Raw genomic sequence first — 16,991 nt, forward strand, 5'->3', positions numbered from 1 at the left:
CTTTTTTATTTCTTTTGTATCGACAATCTGGCAACTTTCTTTTTGGTTTCTGTAAATAGAGCATCCAGTTGAACATGAGCGTAATGGCTCGTTATTTTATCTTTCACAAATTCGAAACGCTCTATGCCATTCAGTGGAAGTAACGTATAAACAACCTTTCCTTTACGGTCATCTAACACTTTCCCACCTTGTTCAAGTAATTCACTATAATTGTCAATCGCCACATTCATCAACTCAACTGCTTGATGATCTTTTTGGTCATAAAAAGCTTCAATTTGATCCCGTACTGTTTCCCATTGATCAAAATAAGGTGCCAGTAGCTCCTTACTTATACGATTTACTTCATTTGGCATTTGCTTTCATCCTCTTCTTCCCTTCCCTGCATAACGGCAGGAGTGGACAAACATTACATCCGGGATTTTGCGCTTTACAATGATACCTTCCGAAAAAAATGATTTGATGATGCGTATCTGTCCATTTTTCCATTGGTGTCCAGCGCATGATTTTTTCTTCAACAGCTAGCACTGAATCTTTCCACCTGTTCATACCAAGTCGCTTCGCTACACGCTCTAGATGTGTATCGATAGCAATAGCAGGTATGCCAAATGCATTCGATACGACAACATTCGCCGTTTTACGGCCAACGCCTGGTAACGTCATCATAACGTCACGATTAGCCGGTACTTCCCCATCAAAATTATCAATAAGCATTTGACTTAGGGCTTGAATATTTTTCGCCTTATTGCGGAATAATCCAATCGACCTGATATCCGTTTGTAGTTCCTCGACATCAACCGCTAGATAATCTTCAGGTGTTTTATATTTTTTAAACAGCTCCGCCGTCACCCGATTCACGAGAACATCCGTACATTGGGCAGATAGCAGCGTTGCTATTGTCAATTCAAAAGGATTGTCATGCACCAGTTCACAATGTGCATCTGGGAACATTTCGCCAAATTGTTCAAGGCAAAATTCCCATTGTTTTTTTGTCAGCATGTACTCCCACCTAATCCCGTTCTTCCAGCCAGTTATAGAAAGGAACACGTTTTACCGAAACAGTTTTTTCTGGCTGCTGTGACGGACGTGTCCCTACGGTCCGGAATGACTTTGTTTGACGTTCAACATCAGACAATGTCTTAACATTTTTCTTTTTCCACTCAAAAAGAATCCGATCGATATACCGGAGACTTAATTTTTGTGCTATGACAGCTTCTTTTAATGCTGCACGGATAATTTCGACTGTATGTCCATCGTCATCCAGCCACATCGTGATTGATTCGCACTCCATTGGTGACAGAAAGCGTCCAAACTCTTGTTCAAACAGCGAAAAAATTTCTCCTTCCGCGTTCTTATGGGTCTCTTCCTCAGCCTCATTCGTTGCGAATGCAATCTGATCGACTAATCGATCCCACAATGGCTGCAAAGAAAAAGTTTCATGTAAAACCCCTTTTTGATCTTCACTTTGACCAATTCGGAGTAAACCGTGTTGCATTAAACGTTGTAAAACCATGGATACTTCATTTTCCGTTAAATCCATACGACTTGCAAACTCGTTAGGAGTTGGGAAATGATTGCCCTCGGATTTATATGCTGTCATATGCATGATTAGCATTGCGTCCAAATCTTTGATCCCGAGACTTTTATAATTGTGAAAAAAGAGCTGGGAAATGTTTACATTCCCCTGCTCAATCCAAATTCGGAGCCGTTCTTCGTGTTGCATGTCCGAACTCCTCTCTTCTATTTAGGTATTAAGGATACAATCTGTTCAATAGACGTGGGAACGGAATCGTTTCACGTACGTGTTCTACACCGGAAATCCAAGCGACAGTACGTTCAAGTCCGAGCCCAAATCCTGAATGCGGTACTGCCCCATATTTACTAAGGTCCAAGTACCATTCATAAGCAGACTCATCTAGGTTATGCTCTTTAATTCGTTGTTTCATCAGCTCATAGTCATGAACTCGTTCAGAACCACCGATGATTTCTCCGTAACCTTCAGGAGCTATCAAATCCGCACACAAGACAACGTCGTCTCGGTCAGGATGTGGTTGCATGTAGAACGGCTTGATGCCGATTGGGTAATGTGTGATGAATACTGGCATATCATAACTTTCAGCAATCGCTGTTTCGTGCGGCGCTCCAAAATCTTCTCCCCATTTAATGTCATCAAAGCCGTTATCATTCAGGAATTTGATGGCATCATCGTATGAAATACGTGGGAATGGCGCTTGAATTTTTTCAAGCTTAGACAAATCACGATCAAGTCTTTCTAGTTCAATTGGACAGTTTTGTAGCACTGATTGAATAACATGCGTCACATACTGCTCCTGTACAACCAAGCTTTCTTCAAACTCAACGAAAGCCATTTCAGGTTCAATCATCCAAAACTCAATCAAATGACGGCGTGTTTTTGATTTTTCTGCACGGAATGTCGGCCCAAATGAGAACACTTTTCCAAGTGCCATAGCCGCAGCTTCCATGTAGAGCTGACCTGATTGTGAAAGAAATGCGTCCTCATCAAAATATTTTGTTTTGAACAGTTCAGATGTCCCTTCTGGTGAAGAACCTGTCAAAATGGGAGGATCTACTTTAACAAATCCGTTCATATGGAAAAACTCATACGTTGCACGAATTACTTCGTCGCGGATTTTCATAACAGCATGCTGTTTACGAGACCGGAGCCATAGATGACGGTGGTCCATCAAAAACTCTGTTCCATGTTCTTTCGGTGTGATTGGATAATCGACTGCTTCATGAATAACTTCAATTTCTTTCACTTGTAGTTCATAACCAAATGTAGAACGCTCATCTACAGTTACTTCTGCTGTAATATAAAGAGAGCTTTCTTGTGTCATTGATTTTGCTTTTGCAAAAATATCTTCGCCGACAACTTCTTTAACTACGACTCCTTGGACGAATCCCGAACCGTCACGTAGCTGTAGGAAAGCAATTTTTCCGCTAGAGCGTTTATTGGCAAGCCATCCACCGATACGAACTGTTTCACCAGCGTGGTTTGGCATTTCATGTATCATGATTGTTTTCATAATAACCTCCGAAAGTTAAACTTCTCTATTTTTTAAAAGACATGAAAGTATAAGTTTTTCAACTGGAGTAGTGTCCAGACTCCAGCGTCCAGCCCCTTGGCCCACAGGACGTGGGTTATGTAGAGCTGTTGCGACAGGATGTCGCGATCCTAAGATGCCTACTACTGTCGCTTCAGGCCTTAAGTTTTAAGGCCCTCCAACGCTTGTCGGATTTACCAAGGCATTTGTGCTTTTCTTATTCTTTCCAATTTGCTTCTACAAATGCATGAATACGTCGAATTGCTTCTTCCAGTAATTCGATTGATGTTGCATAAGACAACCTAATAGTATCCGGAGAACCAAAACCAGATCCAGGGATTACAGCGACATTTGCTGTCGTCAATAATGCTGCTGCGAAATCATCCACATTCGCAAACCCTGTGTTCTTAACTGCTTCTGATACATCCGGAAGAAGATAGAAAGCGCCTTGCGGCTTAATAACGTTAAACCCAGGAATAGCCGATAGTTGCGGATAGACCTGTTCCAAACGAGACTCAAAAGCTTTACGCATCGTTTCAACTGCATCTTGCGGCCCGTTATAGGCTTCGATTGTCGCATACTGGGAAGTTGTCGTCGGATTTGACGTCGAGTGACTTGCAAGATCTGTCATCGCATTAACAACTTCTGCATCACCCGCTATATAACCAATCCGCCAGCCAGTCATTGAATGTGATTTGGATACGCCATTAATAAGCAGTGTCCTTTTTTTCGCGTCATCGGAGAGCTGGGCAATGGAAACATGTTTTGCCCCATCATATACAAGTTTTTCATAAATTTCATCCGAAATGATCCAGATGTCTTTGTCTTGACAAACATCGGCAATTTGCTGTAATTCTTCTTTTGAGTAAATCATGCCTGTCGGATTTCCCGGCGAGTTGATGATGACTGCTTTTGTTTTAGATGTAACCGCGTCACGGATTTGCTGGGCCGTCACTTTAAATTGTGCTGCCGCAGTCCCTTCGATATGTACAGGAACTCCTCCTGCTAACTTCACTTGTTCTGGATAACTGACCCAATAAGGCGATGGAATGATTACTTCATCGTCCGGATTGAGAATAACTTGGAACAAAGTATATAGTACATGCTTTGCACCAATCCCAATCATGATTTCTTTTCTAGAATAGTCTAATCTCTGGTCTTTTTGTAGCTTTTGAATGATGGCATCTTTTAGAGCAGGCAGACCACCGGCAGGCGTATATTTCGTCTTGCCTTCTTTCATCGATGTATACGCCGCTTCAATAATGTTAGCAGGTGTATTATAATCAGGCTCTCCCGCTCCAAGACCAATTACATCTATACCTGATTCCTTCATTTCTTTCGCTTTTGCCGTTATGGCAAGCGTCGTTGATGGCGAAAGAGTATTCACCCTGGATGCTAATGATTTCGTCAATTGTATCGCTCCCTTAGAGATTCAATATTCGTTTCCACCATTGACCGTTCTCGAAAAACACATAAACGTAATTAAGTTTTCCGTTATCACTTTTAAATGCGACTTCCCAAACTGGGCCCTCTTCCTCTAGGCCAAGCTTTACATGAAGAACTTTTTTTACATCCAGTTCCTTTTTGACGTTTGCAACAGCCTTTTCTGCCGAAATCCCATCCGTCAACTTCACTTCTTTAAAACCATCTTTTGAGTTTTCATCAACGAAGACCGCTTTTTCTTTGCCATCCGCGTCCACACCGAATACCGTTACAGTCGGAATTGTACCATTGAAAACATCAGCAGAACTTACTGATGCGAGTTGTCCCGATTGAACCGCGGATTCGATTGCTGCCTTTTTAGCCGCCGAAAAAGGTTTTTCGGCATTAACTAAAACCATGACGGTGATGACCGAAGTTAACATTATAAGGAAGACGACGATGAATTTAATCCAATTCAGCATAAATCTTCACGTCCTGTACGTCGTAAAAATGTTTTTTTCGAATCATTATGACTCGCTTCCTTTAAGATACCTATTCATTATAGCAATTTTCGAGTTCATTAACCATATGTTCGAGTGACACTTTTTTCACAGGTACATTTGGAAATGCCTCCAAGAAACGCGGGCCATACGACTTTGTTTCAATCCGCCTATCCAAAATAATGAAAAAGCCCTTATCTGAAGATGAACGAATGAGTCTGCCGAAACCTTGCCGTAATCGCATAACCGCTTCTGGTAATGCATGCTCAGTGAATGGATTCATCCCAGAAGCCGTCAGCTTAGCCGCCTTCGCCTTGTAAACTGGCTCTTCTGGGGATGAAAACGGTAGCCTGACGACGATAACGGCAGCCAACGCATCCCCAGGTACGTCAACACCTTCCCAAAAGCTGTTCGTTCCAAATAGAACGGAATTAGTAAACTGCCTGAAAGACTTCAATAATCGGATCCGACTACCTGAACTAATTCCTTGTGCAAACAACGTATAATCCTCTAACTGCTGACTTTCCGATATTAGATCATAGGTTTTTCTGAGCATATCTTGTGAAGTGAACAAGACAAAGAGCCTTCCGCCCGTGGCCAAGACAGTCTGAACGACCGCATCTGTAACGGCTTCGATATAATCTGATTGACTGACTTGCTGAATATCAGGCATATCATTAACAATGAATACTTCCGCACCTTCATAGAAATGGGCAGGCGCATCAAATGTTAAGAGTGGTATAGAATCAGTGATACCCAGCTGTCTTGCAATGAAACGCTCATTTTCCGGAATCGCAAGTGTTCCAGATGTCCACACAATGCCGGTTTGTTCATCCTTCAGCCTGTCAATGAGCGCACGAATCAGCCCAGATCCATCTAGTGAACGTTTGATAACAGTTAGACTCCCCGGAATACTGCGCATATCTTTTTCCATCCAAACTGTAAAATCATCTAAATTTTCATCTACAAAGACTTCAACCCATTCTCCCGCTTTGATGGTCATTTCACGGACCCAAAAATCCCATTCCGAAAGTAGTGCCTGTTCATTCTTGGTCATATTGTCAAGATGAATTGCTAAGCCACTTGTGAACAATTCAGCTTGATGAATGTAGTCTGACATCGCTTCAGCAACTTTTGAAAAATCGTTTCTACCATAGTTCAGTTCAGCTAACGAATAAATGATTCTGTTGCCCTGTTGCTTCTTGCGCTTTGCAGGGTTAAATGTAGTCAAGATGCCTACCGCATAATCGAACAATGTCAAAAATTTCATGAATGCAGAATCCAACTGAGCTCTACTGCGAGATTGATTTGTTCCGAATTGAGTATTAAGCCTATCAACCTGATGCAACAGTTGTCCCGTCGCATCAGACGTTATTTGTCCCATTACATACTTCCAATTCGTGTAGGAAAATACGGTTTCATTCATAAATGTTGCCGCTTGAACAAATTGATGTGCCTCATCGACAATGAGTCCAGCGAGTGAGCTGAAAATCTTTTGCTCTCTATTCATATCAGAAAGGAGCATGGAATGGTTTGTAATGATTAAATTTGAATGTCCGCATCTTTCCAGCAACCTGTAATGATAATCAGCAACTTGTTCATCTTTTGCAAGCACATTGGACCGCTTTCGAATTCGGTCTACAAACAGCTGGCCTCCACCCGATACATTCAGTTCTTCCAAATCACCTGACACAGTTTCCGTAAGCCAGACAAGCGTTTGCATGATGGCAAACGTTTCATCGTACGACTCATCAGCAATTCGTAGCAGTTCCTCGAATTTACCAAGTGAAATGTATTGTTCTCTACCTTTCAATACGGTCGCAGTCACATCAAATCCAAGTATTAGTCTGGCTTTACCTAGTTCTTCGTCCAATATTTTATCAGCAAGGTGATTGGTGTATGTACTGATAACCACTGGTTTCCCAATCGCTATTGAATGAATTGCTGCTGGTAAGAGATAAGCCATGGTTTTTCCGATTCCAGTCGGCACTTCTGCAATAATTTCTGATTGTCCAGACAATGCATGCCAAACTGTATCCATAAATCCAAATTGCGATTCCCTTCGCTCAAAATGAGGATAAGCTTTTTTCAATTGAGCCGTTTTCTCCTGATTGTCAATTGGGTACACAGGATGATCAAAGTGATTATCCCTTGCAATGGACATATTCCGATAAGGAATTCCCCGGAAAAATGAATAATCCGGGCTTATTTTTTTCATCCGCGCCATTTTTAGCGCTTCGTAGAAAAGAGTCGAAAGATCGGATTTCAATCGAAACGATCTACGGTGCAGAAGATTCAGCGTATCCTCTGGTAATGTATGCAATTTAGTCATGCAAATAAGAAACAGCTTTGCAGTTGCTTCTGCATCATCATCAGCGCGATGGGCCGACCCCAGCGGTATACCAAGCTCTTCAGTAATATCTTGTAACCTGTAACTTGGTGCAGATGGGATTAAGATTTTAGAAAGTTCAACCGTGTCGATTTTCTTCCCTGCCCACTTACCAACACCGCATCTCGCAAACTCACTTTGGAGGAAAGACAAGTCGAAGTCAGTATTATGTGCTATAAATACCGTCCCTTCCAAAAGGGTGGCAACTTCTGCCGCAATTTCATCAAAAAACGGTGCGTCTTTCACGTCTTCATCGGAAATAGCCGTCAATTGACGGATGAAAGCTGGGATTTTTTGTCCTGGATTTACAAAACGGACATACTTCTCCCCAATTATTCCATCTTTTATAAACACAATCGCGATTTGAATCATCCGATCCCCTTTAGCCGGTGAATGGCCGGTTGTTTCAAGATCGACGACTGCATACGTTTTGTTGTGCATTCAATCATCAACTTCCTGTTTAACATACTACTGCAGATTGTATCACATTCTGGCTTTCGAGTCGGTACTAAGCCCATATATATGTTGAACAAATGAATACTTCTATCAACTGAACCAAGACACCTTATAAGGGTCAGCCGAGAGCGGTGGCAAATTCAATGAAGTACTTTATTTCAATATATACAAATTGACAAGAAATATAAAAGGCTCATTCGGAATCATGCGTACCGATTCAAAATGAGCCCTCTTTAATTAGATAGTCATACCTTGTTTTTCGCGAATAATTTCTTTCACTCGGTTTTTTTCATCCATGATAAGAACGGTCGGTTCATGCGTACGCGCTTCTTCATCCGTCACATAGACGTAAGATAGGATGATAACGATATCGCCACGCTGCACTAGTCGTGCAGCCGCACCGTTGACGCAAATAACACCGCTCCCGCGTTCCCCTGCAATGATATACGTTTCAAAGCGTGAACCATTATTGTTGTTAACTACATGTACTTTCTCATTTGGCAACATACCTGCTGCGTCGAGGAGATCAGCGTCAATCGTAATGCTCCCGACATAGTTTAAATTAGCCTCTGTTACAGTTGCTCGGTGTAATTTACTGTTCATCATCATTCTGAACATGATAACCATCCTTTGTTGACATAATTGTATTATCTATTAACCTTGTTTTTCCGAATTTCACAGCGCATGCAAGAATCGCCTCGTCTGATGAACCATCGTATTCTGTAAGTTCCGGATAAGACAGCAGCGAAACATAATCCATTATGCCCGAACTATTTTCCATAATATGAGCTGTGATTTCCCGTTCAATTTCATCGACCGAGACACCTTCATTAAACAACAATACACCCTTTTTAAGTGCTTGCTGGATAACTGGCGCCTCCATACGTTCCATTTCAGTAAGATTGACATTCCTAGAACTTTTCGCAAGGCCATCTTTCTCGCGTACAATAGGAACCCGTTCAATTGACGTTCTCAAGTTATAATCACGAACAAACGTCTCAATAATCGCCAGTTGCTGCGCATCTTTCATACCAAAATACGAACGGTCCGGGTCAACAATATTAAATAGTTTCAAGACAACTTTCAGAACGCCATCGAAATGGCCGGGACGAGATGCTCCGCATAGAACTTTTGACTGAGGTCCCGGTAAGATGCGAACACCGCCATCTTGCGGGTACATTTCTTCTGAAGTCGGCATGAACAAAATGTCGACCCCTGCCTCTTTAGCCAGACTTGCATCACGTTCTACATCACGCGGATAGGCTTCAAAATCTTCTCCAGGGCCAAACTGCGCTGGATTGACAAAAATACTCATGACAACCACATCATTGTGCTCTCTTGCATGCTTCACAAGCGTCAAGTGACCTTCGTGTAAAAAACCCATCGTTGGCACGAATCCTACTGTACGACCCTCGCGTTTATTACGGTCAATCATGCCTTGCAGGGTCTCAATCGAGTGAACGACCGCCATTTCAATTGCCATCCGTATTGCCTCCGTATAACGCCGTTAATTCTTCCTCTTTCATCGTAAAACGATGGCGTTCTGCCGGGAATGAACCATCTTTCACTGACGACACATACTTTTTCAAACCTTCATGGATAACTGTTCCAACATCTGCAAACGTCTCAACAAATTTCGGGACGTGATGACTGCCATACTTCACAGTGTCATGGTATACAAGCACTTGGCCATCCGTTCCCGCTCCTGCACCAATGCCGATTATTGGTATCGAAACTGCTGCAGCAACTTGTTCTCCGAGCTGATAAGGAATACATTCTAAGACGATCATAAATGCCCCTGCTGCTTCACATGCACGTGCATCATCTATAAGTTGCTGAGCCGCTTCCGCCGTCTTCCCTTGTACTTTATAACCGCCGACAACAGATGCCGACTGAGGCAATAGACCAAGATGTGCCACAATCGGAATTCCTGTTCCAGTTAGGAGGCGAATCGTATCGACCACGTTCCCTGCACCCTCAAGTTTTAATGCATTAGCACCTGTTTGTTGAAAAATGCGAACCGCATCTGTTAATGTTCTGTCTGCGCTGCCGTGATAAGAACCGAATGGCATGTCAACAACAAGAAACGTCTCCTTCGCCCCTCTTCTAGTCGCGCTGCCATGATGGATCATGTCTTCCGTGGTAACCGCAATTGTCGAATCATAGCCGAGAACGACCATGCCAAGTGAGTCACCCACGAGAATAATATCGACTCCCGCCTCCTCCGCAAGTTTTGCAGATGGATAATCATAAGCCGTCAGCATAACAATCTTTTCGTTAGCCTTTTTCATTTTGATAAAATCAACTGTGCTTTTCATAGTATTATTCCCCTCTCTTTGAGAAGAAACCGGATATAAAAACCCTTCTGCGCCAAAAATGGACAGAAGGGTTGTATCATCTTGTGATGGTTTCCTCCGTCCCTGTCTTTTAGTAAAGATCAAGGCAGATCATATTGAATTTAAGTTTACCGAAATTTCTAACAGGTGCAGTTCACACTAGATACCGCCCTTCGAAACTACTATAACAAATTGGAAGTTACATGTATAGCGATCAATTTGAAAGTTCGATATCTGCCGAATAGATACCTCGGATGGTACCATCATCAAGTTTAAGTTCGAGTACACCTTCTTCAGAGATACCGAGAGCTGTCCCGACAATCGTTTCATTGAGCATAACCGCTCGAATTCGTTTCCCAGTCGTATTAGAGTAGCCTTCCCATAACATCTTGATCGGCCCAAATCCGTGTTTAACATAGAGATCAGTATATATTTCAAGAAATCCAAGCGTTTTTGCGATCAATTGCGAACGATCAATGGGCTTCCCGGTTAGCATTTTTAGTGATGTAGCTATGCCTTGGAGTTCCTCCGGAAAATCCGATTCGTTCTGGTTAACGTTCATGCCAATCCCTAGAATGACTGCCTTTACTTGATCTGGATCTGCTTGAAGCTCCGTTAAAATACCCGTCACTTTTTTTCCCTTAATCAGGATATCATTCGGCCATTTAATATCTGGATCAATTCCTGTCATTTCCTGAATGGCACGTGTTACAGCGACCGCTGCAACTAACGTCATCTGTGGGGCTTGTTGTGGTGTTAGTGATGGCCGTGTAATTACACTCATCCAAATCCCTTTACCCGCTGTGGAGCTCCACGGACGCGCCATACGGCCTCTACCAGCAGTTTGTTCTTCCGCTATAACAACAGTTCCATCTGCCGCACCGTTCTGTTCTTCATCATGCGCGATTAACTGCGTCGACTTACACGTTTCGTAATAATGGATGTGCTGACCATACTTTTTTGTTGTTAAATATTTTTGTACATTCGCTTCGTTCACCCGATCCGGTGATTCGATAAGATAATACCCTTTTTTTCGAATCGTCCCAATCACGTAGCCATCCTTTTCGAGCTCTTTTACGTATTTCCAAATGGCAGTCCTTGATAACCCGAATTGATCAGCAATTTCTTGTCCGGAGACGGGTTCGCCTTCTGCTTCGAACAGTCTTTTCAACAATTCATTTTTCACGATTGAATTCATATAGAAACCATTCCTTTATGTCGTTTGGATCATTTTTACATGTCCCGTGCAAGACGGCTTGTTCGATTTTCCCTATCCATTCACCGATCCATCTGCCGCCCTTTTGGCTTGTCCACTCCATCAGTTTTTTACCGTCTACAGAAAGATCTGCTATGGACTGAATCGGTAGTGACTGTTTCATCTTTTTAATTTCCGTAAATGAAATTGCTTCGCCATTAGCGTGAATTGATCGAATCAACTTTTCAGCTGTAATCAAAGTAGCTAAATCATAATTGTAATAATCATCAAGCGTAAATTGATAATCCATTCGATTCACGTACGCATCTTTTACGGTTGATAGAAATGTTCTTTCAACGTTTGATAATTTATACGCTCTTGCAACATCCGACGGTGAAAAGTTACCTACAATCATAAAACAAGCCCAACCTTCAACTGCCGATTCGAATGGCACAGTACGGTTGAGTTTTTCGGTGTCTGTTGGAAATAGAGGCAAATGTAAATTTAATCCTGTATTTTGTATGTTGTGAAAAGCTTTAACTACATAATCACCTGCAAATAATTTATCCATTTCAGCTTTTAGTCTTTCTACGGATATGTAACGAATTTGCGTAGCATTATCACGAATCGCTTTAAGTGTCTGTTCTTCTATATCAAAACCAAGGACAGCAGTAAAACGGATAGCCCTGAACATTCTGAGTGCGTCTTCGTTAAACCGATCTGCTGCGTTTCCTACAGCTCTAATGATTCGTTCAGCCATATCTGCCTTACCACCGAACAAATCGATTAGCTCACCATCTTTTGTCATCGCCAGCGCATTTATCGTAAAATCACGTCTCCGTAAATCTTCCTGTAAAGATTTGACGAAATGAACTTCATCCGGTCGACGATGATCTGTATACGAGCCTTCTGTCCGGTAAGTAGTCACTTCAATCGGTTCACCATTCATCAACACAAGGATCGTACCATGTGCTGTACCAATATCTACAGTTGTCGGAAATACTGCTTTTACTTCTTTAGGTTCCGCAGAAGTTGCAATGTCGATATCCGTCGCCGTTTTCCCTAAAAGGTGATCCCGTACCGCACCTCCGACAAAAACAGCTTCATATCCTGCATTTTCAAGGATATGGATAACTTCGCGGCTCGGCACGGTTCCGAATGATGTCGTCATTTATTACCCGCCACCTCATAATAAAGTTTTTCATACTGATTAACGATTGTAGATGAATGGAACTTGTCTGCCGCTGTTATCAGTCCGTTTTCCCTGAATGTAGCACGTAAGTCATCGTCTTTCAGTAGTAGCAACGCTTTTTGTGTTGCCGCATTTGTATCACCCACTTGGACAAGAAAACCGTTGACACCATCTTCAATCACTTCCGGAATCCCACCAACATCTGTCGCAACTGAAGGTAATCCGCAAGCGAGCGCTTCCAGCAGAACAAGGCCGAACGCCTCTTTTTCCGACAAATGAAACATGACATCGCTGATAGCTAGAAGTTCAGGTAAGTCATCCCGTTTTCCCGTGAAAATAACTTGAGCCTGCAAACCTAATTCCATAACGAGCGCTTCCATCTCCACTTTTTCAGGTCCGTCCCCGACAAGAAGCAGTTTTGCATCGATTTCTTTCAATACGCCCCTGAAACTTTCAATAATATCGGGAATTCGTTTCACTTTCCTGAAATTCGAAATATGGACAATCACTTTTTCATCCGACTTAATCCCAAAATCGCTTTTTAGTGTACCAGGATTGACCGGATGGTATTTGTTTTCATCGATGAAATTATAAATAGTTACCAGATCTTTTTTCGGTTGAATCAATTCCAATGTCTCTAATCGAAGCGATTCGGACACAGCTGTTGTAATCGTAGATTTATCGATTCCATAACGCACTGTGTTTCGCAGTCCCGGATCATGTCCAAGAATAGTTACATCTGTTCCATGTAGCGTCGTGATGACGCCAATCGTGGAATTCGCCATATCTTTACCAAGTGCAGCCGATACCGCGTGAGGTACAGCATAATGGACATGAAGAAGGTCAAGTTTTTCTGTCTCGATTACTTCCGCAATACGGTTGGCGAGCGCAATATCATAAGGTGGATATTTAAACACCGAGTAACCATCGATTTTCACTTCATGGAATTGTATATTTTGGTGTGCATCCAGAAATCTGAACGGTTTACTCGATGTGATGTAATGCATTTCATGGCCCTTATCTGCCATCATTTTTCCAAGCTCGGTTGCTACAACCCCGGACCCCCCTAGAGAGGGATAGCAGATTACACCGACTTTCAACTTTTCCAATAACAGTGCCCCTTTCGACTTACAGTACTATTTCCTCACTATTAGTCGATAATATTTTCAAGTCCATAAACCAAATCTAGACGTTCCATAACATTGTGTATCGCCATAAGAATCCCCGGCGCAAATGATTTTCGATCGAAAGAATCGTGGCGAATACTTAGCAATTCACCTTCGCCGCCAAGCAGCACTTGCTGATGTGCAAGTAGCCCCGGCAATCGGATGCTATGTATTTTCATACCTTCGAAATCCGCTCCACGTGCTCCGGCTTGATGTTCTTTTTCGTCTGGATGTCCTTGTCTATGTGAGTCCCTAACCTCGCTAATCATTTCAGCTGTTTTTACTGCCGTTCCTGATGGAGCATCGACTTTATTGTCATGATGCATTTCAAGTATTTCTATATCACCTAAGTAACGCGCTGCAATGGCCGAAAACTTCATCATCAATACCGCTCCGATTGAGAAGTTTGGCGCAATGATCCCACCAATCAGATTCTTAGCTGCTAAATCTGTCAAAAGGGCAATATTATCCTTAGAAAGCCCGGATGTCCCTACGACAGGTCGGATTCCAAGTGTGATGGCATCATGTACATTTTTGAAAACAGCATCTGGATCTGTAACGTCAAGAAGTACATCTGGCTTGTTGGCAGTTGCCAACTTTTCTAATGATGTATATATCGGGATCCCGCTCGCATCATCATTCACTTCAGTTCCATGTAAATACTGACCTTCATACTTATAATCGAGAACAGCAACCAGATCCATATTTGGAGCCTTCATAATCGCAGTTAACGCCGCGCTCCCCAATCTGCCTCGTGCTCCGGCAATTGCAACTTTTATTGTCATATCGTTTCCTCCTTTTTTGTCCAGCGGTCGGCATCCCGATCCTTGAATTTATCAAGAACTGTTGAAAGTGCCTTTTCCAAACTAATTCCCTGTGAATTGGCGAAACAAATAAGAACAAACAACAAATCTCCTGTTTCTTCTTCCAGTGATTTTATCGCCTCACTCGATTTTTTCTTTTTCATGCCATATACATGTTGTACTTCTCTCGACAATTCCCCAAGTTCTTCAGTCAACCTGGCAACCAGTTCCATGGGGGGGAAGTAACCTTCTTTAAAGCCGTTTATGTACAAATCTACTTCTTGTTGTAGTTTTTCCATCGTCTGCGATTGCTCCATTTGCGTCAACTCCCTCTACCATCGTATAAATTAATAACACTATTGTCAAAATAAAAATTATAGCTGATAATAGTTATATTGCTTGAAAAAGAAAGGTGTGCGCTACATGCTCGACGGGATCAAATTCAAAAATATTTTTTTCATCATTCTTGGCGCTGCAATTTTCAGTTTCGGTCTCGTCCATTTTAATATTCAAAACGAACTTGCCGAAGGTGGTTTTACAGGAATTACACTGATTCTCCTGTTCGCTTTCAAATGGGATCCAGCGATTATGAACCTCATTTTGAACATTCCAATGTTTATTATCGGTTGGAAACTATTGGGGAAAAAAGTATTTGTCTATACAGTCATTGGAACAATTGCTGTGTCTGTTTTCCTTAAAGTATTCATGATTTATCAAATTGATATCCATCTAAAAGACGATATGTTCCTTGTTGCCCTGTTCGCGGGTGTCTTTATCGGCATCGGGCTCGGTATCATTTTTAGATATGGCGGAACAACTGGTGGTGTAGATATTATCGCACGTCTTGCTCATAAATACATCGGTTGGAGTATGGGAAAGACAATGTTTCTATTCGACGCGCTTGTCATTCTCGTTTCATGGGCTGTCTATCTAGACCACCGCTCGATGATGTATACGCTTGTTGCGCTGTTTGTTGGCGCCCGCGTCATCGACTTCGTTCAAGAAGGCGCATACGCAGCTAGAGGTGCTTTCATCATCTCTGATAGCCAAGATGATATCGCAACGAAAATCACTGAAGAAATGGATCGTGGTGTAACTGTTTTCAGAGGATACGGTCATTTCACTAAATCTGATCGAGAAATTCTCTATTGTGTCGTCGGAAGAAATGAAATTGTTCGTTTGAAAAACATCATAACGTCAGTCGATCCGCATGCCTTCGTTTCACTCACCGATGTTCACGACGTAATGGGTGAAGGTTTTACGCTGGATGAACAAAAACAGCCGCTTGAGCGATAAGTAAAGCGGAAAGCGCAAAAGTCTTCATTTGGACTAGTATGTTTCCGTCTCGCTTTCGGCTAAACTAATCACGACAGTGTTACCGGGGGACAAGGGTGGCTACAACGTTCGAGTGAAAATTGAAGTTGCGTGCGAAATAAGAATAGATGACTTTTCACAGAAGTTACAGGTGCCCGAAGATACAATTTCGGGCACCTTTGTATTTTCTACAATGCGTGCCTTACTTATTTTCAGTAAAATCACGCTTGTCCTCATGTGATTTCCTATAGAGGTTAACACTTCCTTAAAATAAAAAAAGAAAAACCATAAAGAAGGAGTGAGCAGCCAAAATTGTATCTTTTGCTGCCTTTATCCAGATAAGAAGCCGACTATTCTTTCATCAAAAAAAGCTTTAACACTTCGTGTACCTTTGGAAAGCGACGGATGAACGACCACCATACGATTACCGAAAAAAATCCGTTCCTCAAAATATGAGGAACGGATTTTTTATATTCTACTTAGTCTCTGCCCCTAAAAATCAGGATAAGACGAACCAGTTCAAGTACTGCAACAGCAGTTGCTGCGACATAAGTCATCGCCGCTGCGCTCAATACTTTTTTCGCACTTTTTTCTTCTTCATTGCGAATAATACCAAGTGTAACGATCTGATTCATCGCACGTGTAGATGCGTTAAACTCAACTGGTAATGTAACAACTTGAAACAGAACCCCGACTGCTAGTAGCGCGATACCGATTCCAAGCAAGGAATTCATGCTTGAGAAAATCACACCAATCATAATGAAAACCCAAGATGCATTGGAAGTGATGCTCGCAACTGGCGCTAAACGGTGACGGAAACGTAAAAATGAATAGGCTTCCTTATCCTGTATTGCATGACCAACTTCGTGTGCGGCAATTGCTGTACCTGCGACAGATGCCTCTCGGAAATTATGTGTGGATAACGCAATAACTTTCGTAATCGGATTATAATGATCAGTCAGAAATCCTTGGCTTTCAATCACTTGCACATTTTGTAACCCATTTTGGTCAAGGATAAGACGCGCGACCTCCGCACCTGTCATTCCAGATGTAGAACGCACTTTAGAGTACTTTTTGTATGTGCTTTTCACTTTGAATTGGGCATAAAGCGGCAATAGTATAATTGCACCCAAGTAAATCCAGAACATAGTCAACT

Annotated in this window: 17 protein-coding genes; 1 reads left to right on the forward strand and 16 read right to left on the reverse strand. The window is 42.2% G+C overall.

The genetic code is table 11. The features are described from left to right. Positions 1-5 precede the first annotated feature (5 nt). The 15 genes from AZE41_RS13355 to AZE41_RS13425 all read right to left on the reverse strand — a co-directional run bounded on the left by AZE41_RS13355 (position 6) and on the right by AZE41_RS13425 (position 14,838). Entirely contained in the window at positions 6-353 is a 348-nt protein-coding gene (locus tag AZE41_RS13355) for a YpoC family protein (RefSeq protein ID WP_067210307.1), read from the reverse strand. Further along, positions 343-996, reverse strand: a complete 654-nt coding sequence (gene nth / locus AZE41_RS13360) for an endonuclease III (RefSeq protein ID WP_067210310.1) — start codon at positions 994-996, stop codon at positions 343-345. Before nth ends, AZE41_RS13355 begins: the two co-directional genes overlap by 11 nt. Positions 997-1,006: 10 nt before the next feature. Beyond that, positions 1,007-1,720 (reverse strand): DnaD domain-containing protein, encoded by a 714-nt coding sequence (locus tag AZE41_RS13365; RefSeq protein ID WP_067210312.1) that lies wholly within the window; start codon positions 1,718-1,720, stop codon positions 1,007-1,009. Between the two features lie 28 nt (positions 1,721-1,748). Beyond that, positions 1,749-3,044 carry an asparagine--tRNA ligase gene (gene asnS / locus AZE41_RS13370; RefSeq protein WP_067210314.1) on the reverse strand — a complete coding sequence of 432 codons (1,296 nt, stop codon included), beginning with the start codon at positions 3,042-3,044 and terminating at the stop codon, positions 1,749-1,751. Between the two features lie 235 nt (positions 3,045-3,279). Beyond that, positions 3,280-4,473: a pyridoxal phosphate-dependent aminotransferase gene (locus AZE41_RS13375; RefSeq protein ID WP_067210316.1), complete on the reverse strand. Its 1,194-nt coding sequence runs from the start codon at positions 4,471-4,473 to the stop codon at positions 3,280-3,282. A 13-nt stretch (positions 4,474-4,486) separates the two neighbouring features. After that, the gene (locus tag AZE41_RS13380; RefSeq protein WP_067210318.1) at positions 4,487-4,966 is read right to left on the reverse strand and encodes a cell wall elongation regulator TseB-like domain-containing protein; all 480 of its coding nucleotides are present in this window, start codon (positions 4,964-4,966) and stop codon (positions 4,487-4,489) included. A 70-nt stretch (positions 4,967-5,036) separates the two neighbouring features. After that, a complete protein-coding gene (dinG, locus tag AZE41_RS13385; protein ID WP_067210320.1) occupies positions 5,037-7,814 on the reverse strand; it encodes an ATP-dependent DNA helicase DinG in 2,778 nt (925 codons plus the stop codon). Between the two features lie 252 nt (positions 7,815-8,066). After that, a complete protein-coding gene (gene panD / locus AZE41_RS13390; protein ID WP_067210323.1) occupies positions 8,067-8,447 on the reverse strand; it encodes an aspartate 1-decarboxylase in 381 nt (126 codons plus the stop codon). Beyond that, complete coding sequence (gene panC / locus AZE41_RS13395) at positions 8,422-9,300, reverse strand: pantoate--beta-alanine ligase (protein WP_067213967.1); 879 nt, start codon at positions 9,298-9,300, stop codon at positions 8,422-8,424. Before panC ends, panD begins: the two co-directional genes overlap by 26 nt. A gap of 1 nt (position 9,301) precedes the next feature. Beyond that, a complete protein-coding gene (panB, locus tag AZE41_RS13400) occupies positions 9,302-10,147 on the reverse strand; it encodes a 3-methyl-2-oxobutanoate hydroxymethyltransferase (protein WP_067210325.1) in 846 nt (281 codons plus the stop codon). Between the two features lie 232 nt (positions 10,148-10,379). Next, the gene (locus tag AZE41_RS13405; RefSeq protein ID WP_067210327.1) at positions 10,380-11,363 is read right to left on the reverse strand and encodes a biotin--[acetyl-CoA-carboxylase] ligase; all 984 of its coding nucleotides are present in this window, start codon (positions 11,361-11,363) and stop codon (positions 10,380-10,382) included. Next, the gene (locus tag AZE41_RS13410; RefSeq protein WP_067210329.1) at positions 11,341-12,531 is read right to left on the reverse strand and encodes a CCA tRNA nucleotidyltransferase; all 1,191 of its coding nucleotides are present in this window, start codon (positions 12,529-12,531) and stop codon (positions 11,341-11,343) included. Before AZE41_RS13410 ends, AZE41_RS13405 begins: the two co-directional genes overlap by 23 nt. Further along, positions 12,528-13,661 carry an N-acetyl-alpha-D-glucosaminyl L-malate synthase BshA gene (bshA, locus tag AZE41_RS13415; RefSeq protein ID WP_067210332.1) on the reverse strand — a complete coding sequence of 378 codons (1,134 nt, stop codon included), beginning with the start codon at positions 13,659-13,661 and terminating at the stop codon, positions 12,528-12,530. The genes AZE41_RS13410 and bshA overlap by 4 nt, the downstream gene beginning before the upstream one ends. Positions 13,662-13,702: 41 nt before the next feature. Beyond that, positions 13,703-14,503 (reverse strand): 4-hydroxy-tetrahydrodipicolinate reductase, encoded by an 801-nt coding sequence (gene dapB / locus AZE41_RS13420; RefSeq protein WP_067210334.1) that lies wholly within the window; start codon positions 14,501-14,503, stop codon positions 13,703-13,705. Next, positions 14,500-14,838: a nucleotide pyrophosphohydrolase gene (locus AZE41_RS13425; protein WP_067210336.1), complete on the reverse strand. Its 339-nt coding sequence runs from the start codon at positions 14,836-14,838 to the stop codon at positions 14,500-14,502. Before AZE41_RS13425 ends, dapB begins: the two co-directional genes overlap by 4 nt. Before the next feature lie 106 nt (positions 14,839-14,944). On the opposite strand from AZE41_RS13425, the gene AZE41_RS13430 reads away from it, so the two are divergent. Next, a complete protein-coding gene (locus AZE41_RS13430; RefSeq protein WP_067210339.1) occupies positions 14,945-15,817 on the forward strand; it encodes a YitT family protein in 873 nt (290 codons plus the stop codon). Between the two features lie 497 nt (positions 15,818-16,314). On the opposite strand, the gene AZE41_RS13435 is transcribed toward AZE41_RS13430, so the two are convergent. Continuing rightward, a complete protein-coding gene (locus AZE41_RS13435; RefSeq protein ID WP_067210340.1) occupies positions 16,315-16,983 on the reverse strand; it encodes a zinc metallopeptidase in 669 nt (222 codons plus the stop codon). Positions 16,984-16,991: the final 8 nt, after the last annotated feature.

It is taken from the genome of Sporosarcina psychrophila (assembly GCF_001590685.1).
Taxonomy (GTDB): domain Bacteria; phylum Bacillota; class Bacilli; order Bacillales_A; family Planococcaceae; genus Sporosarcina; species Sporosarcina psychrophila.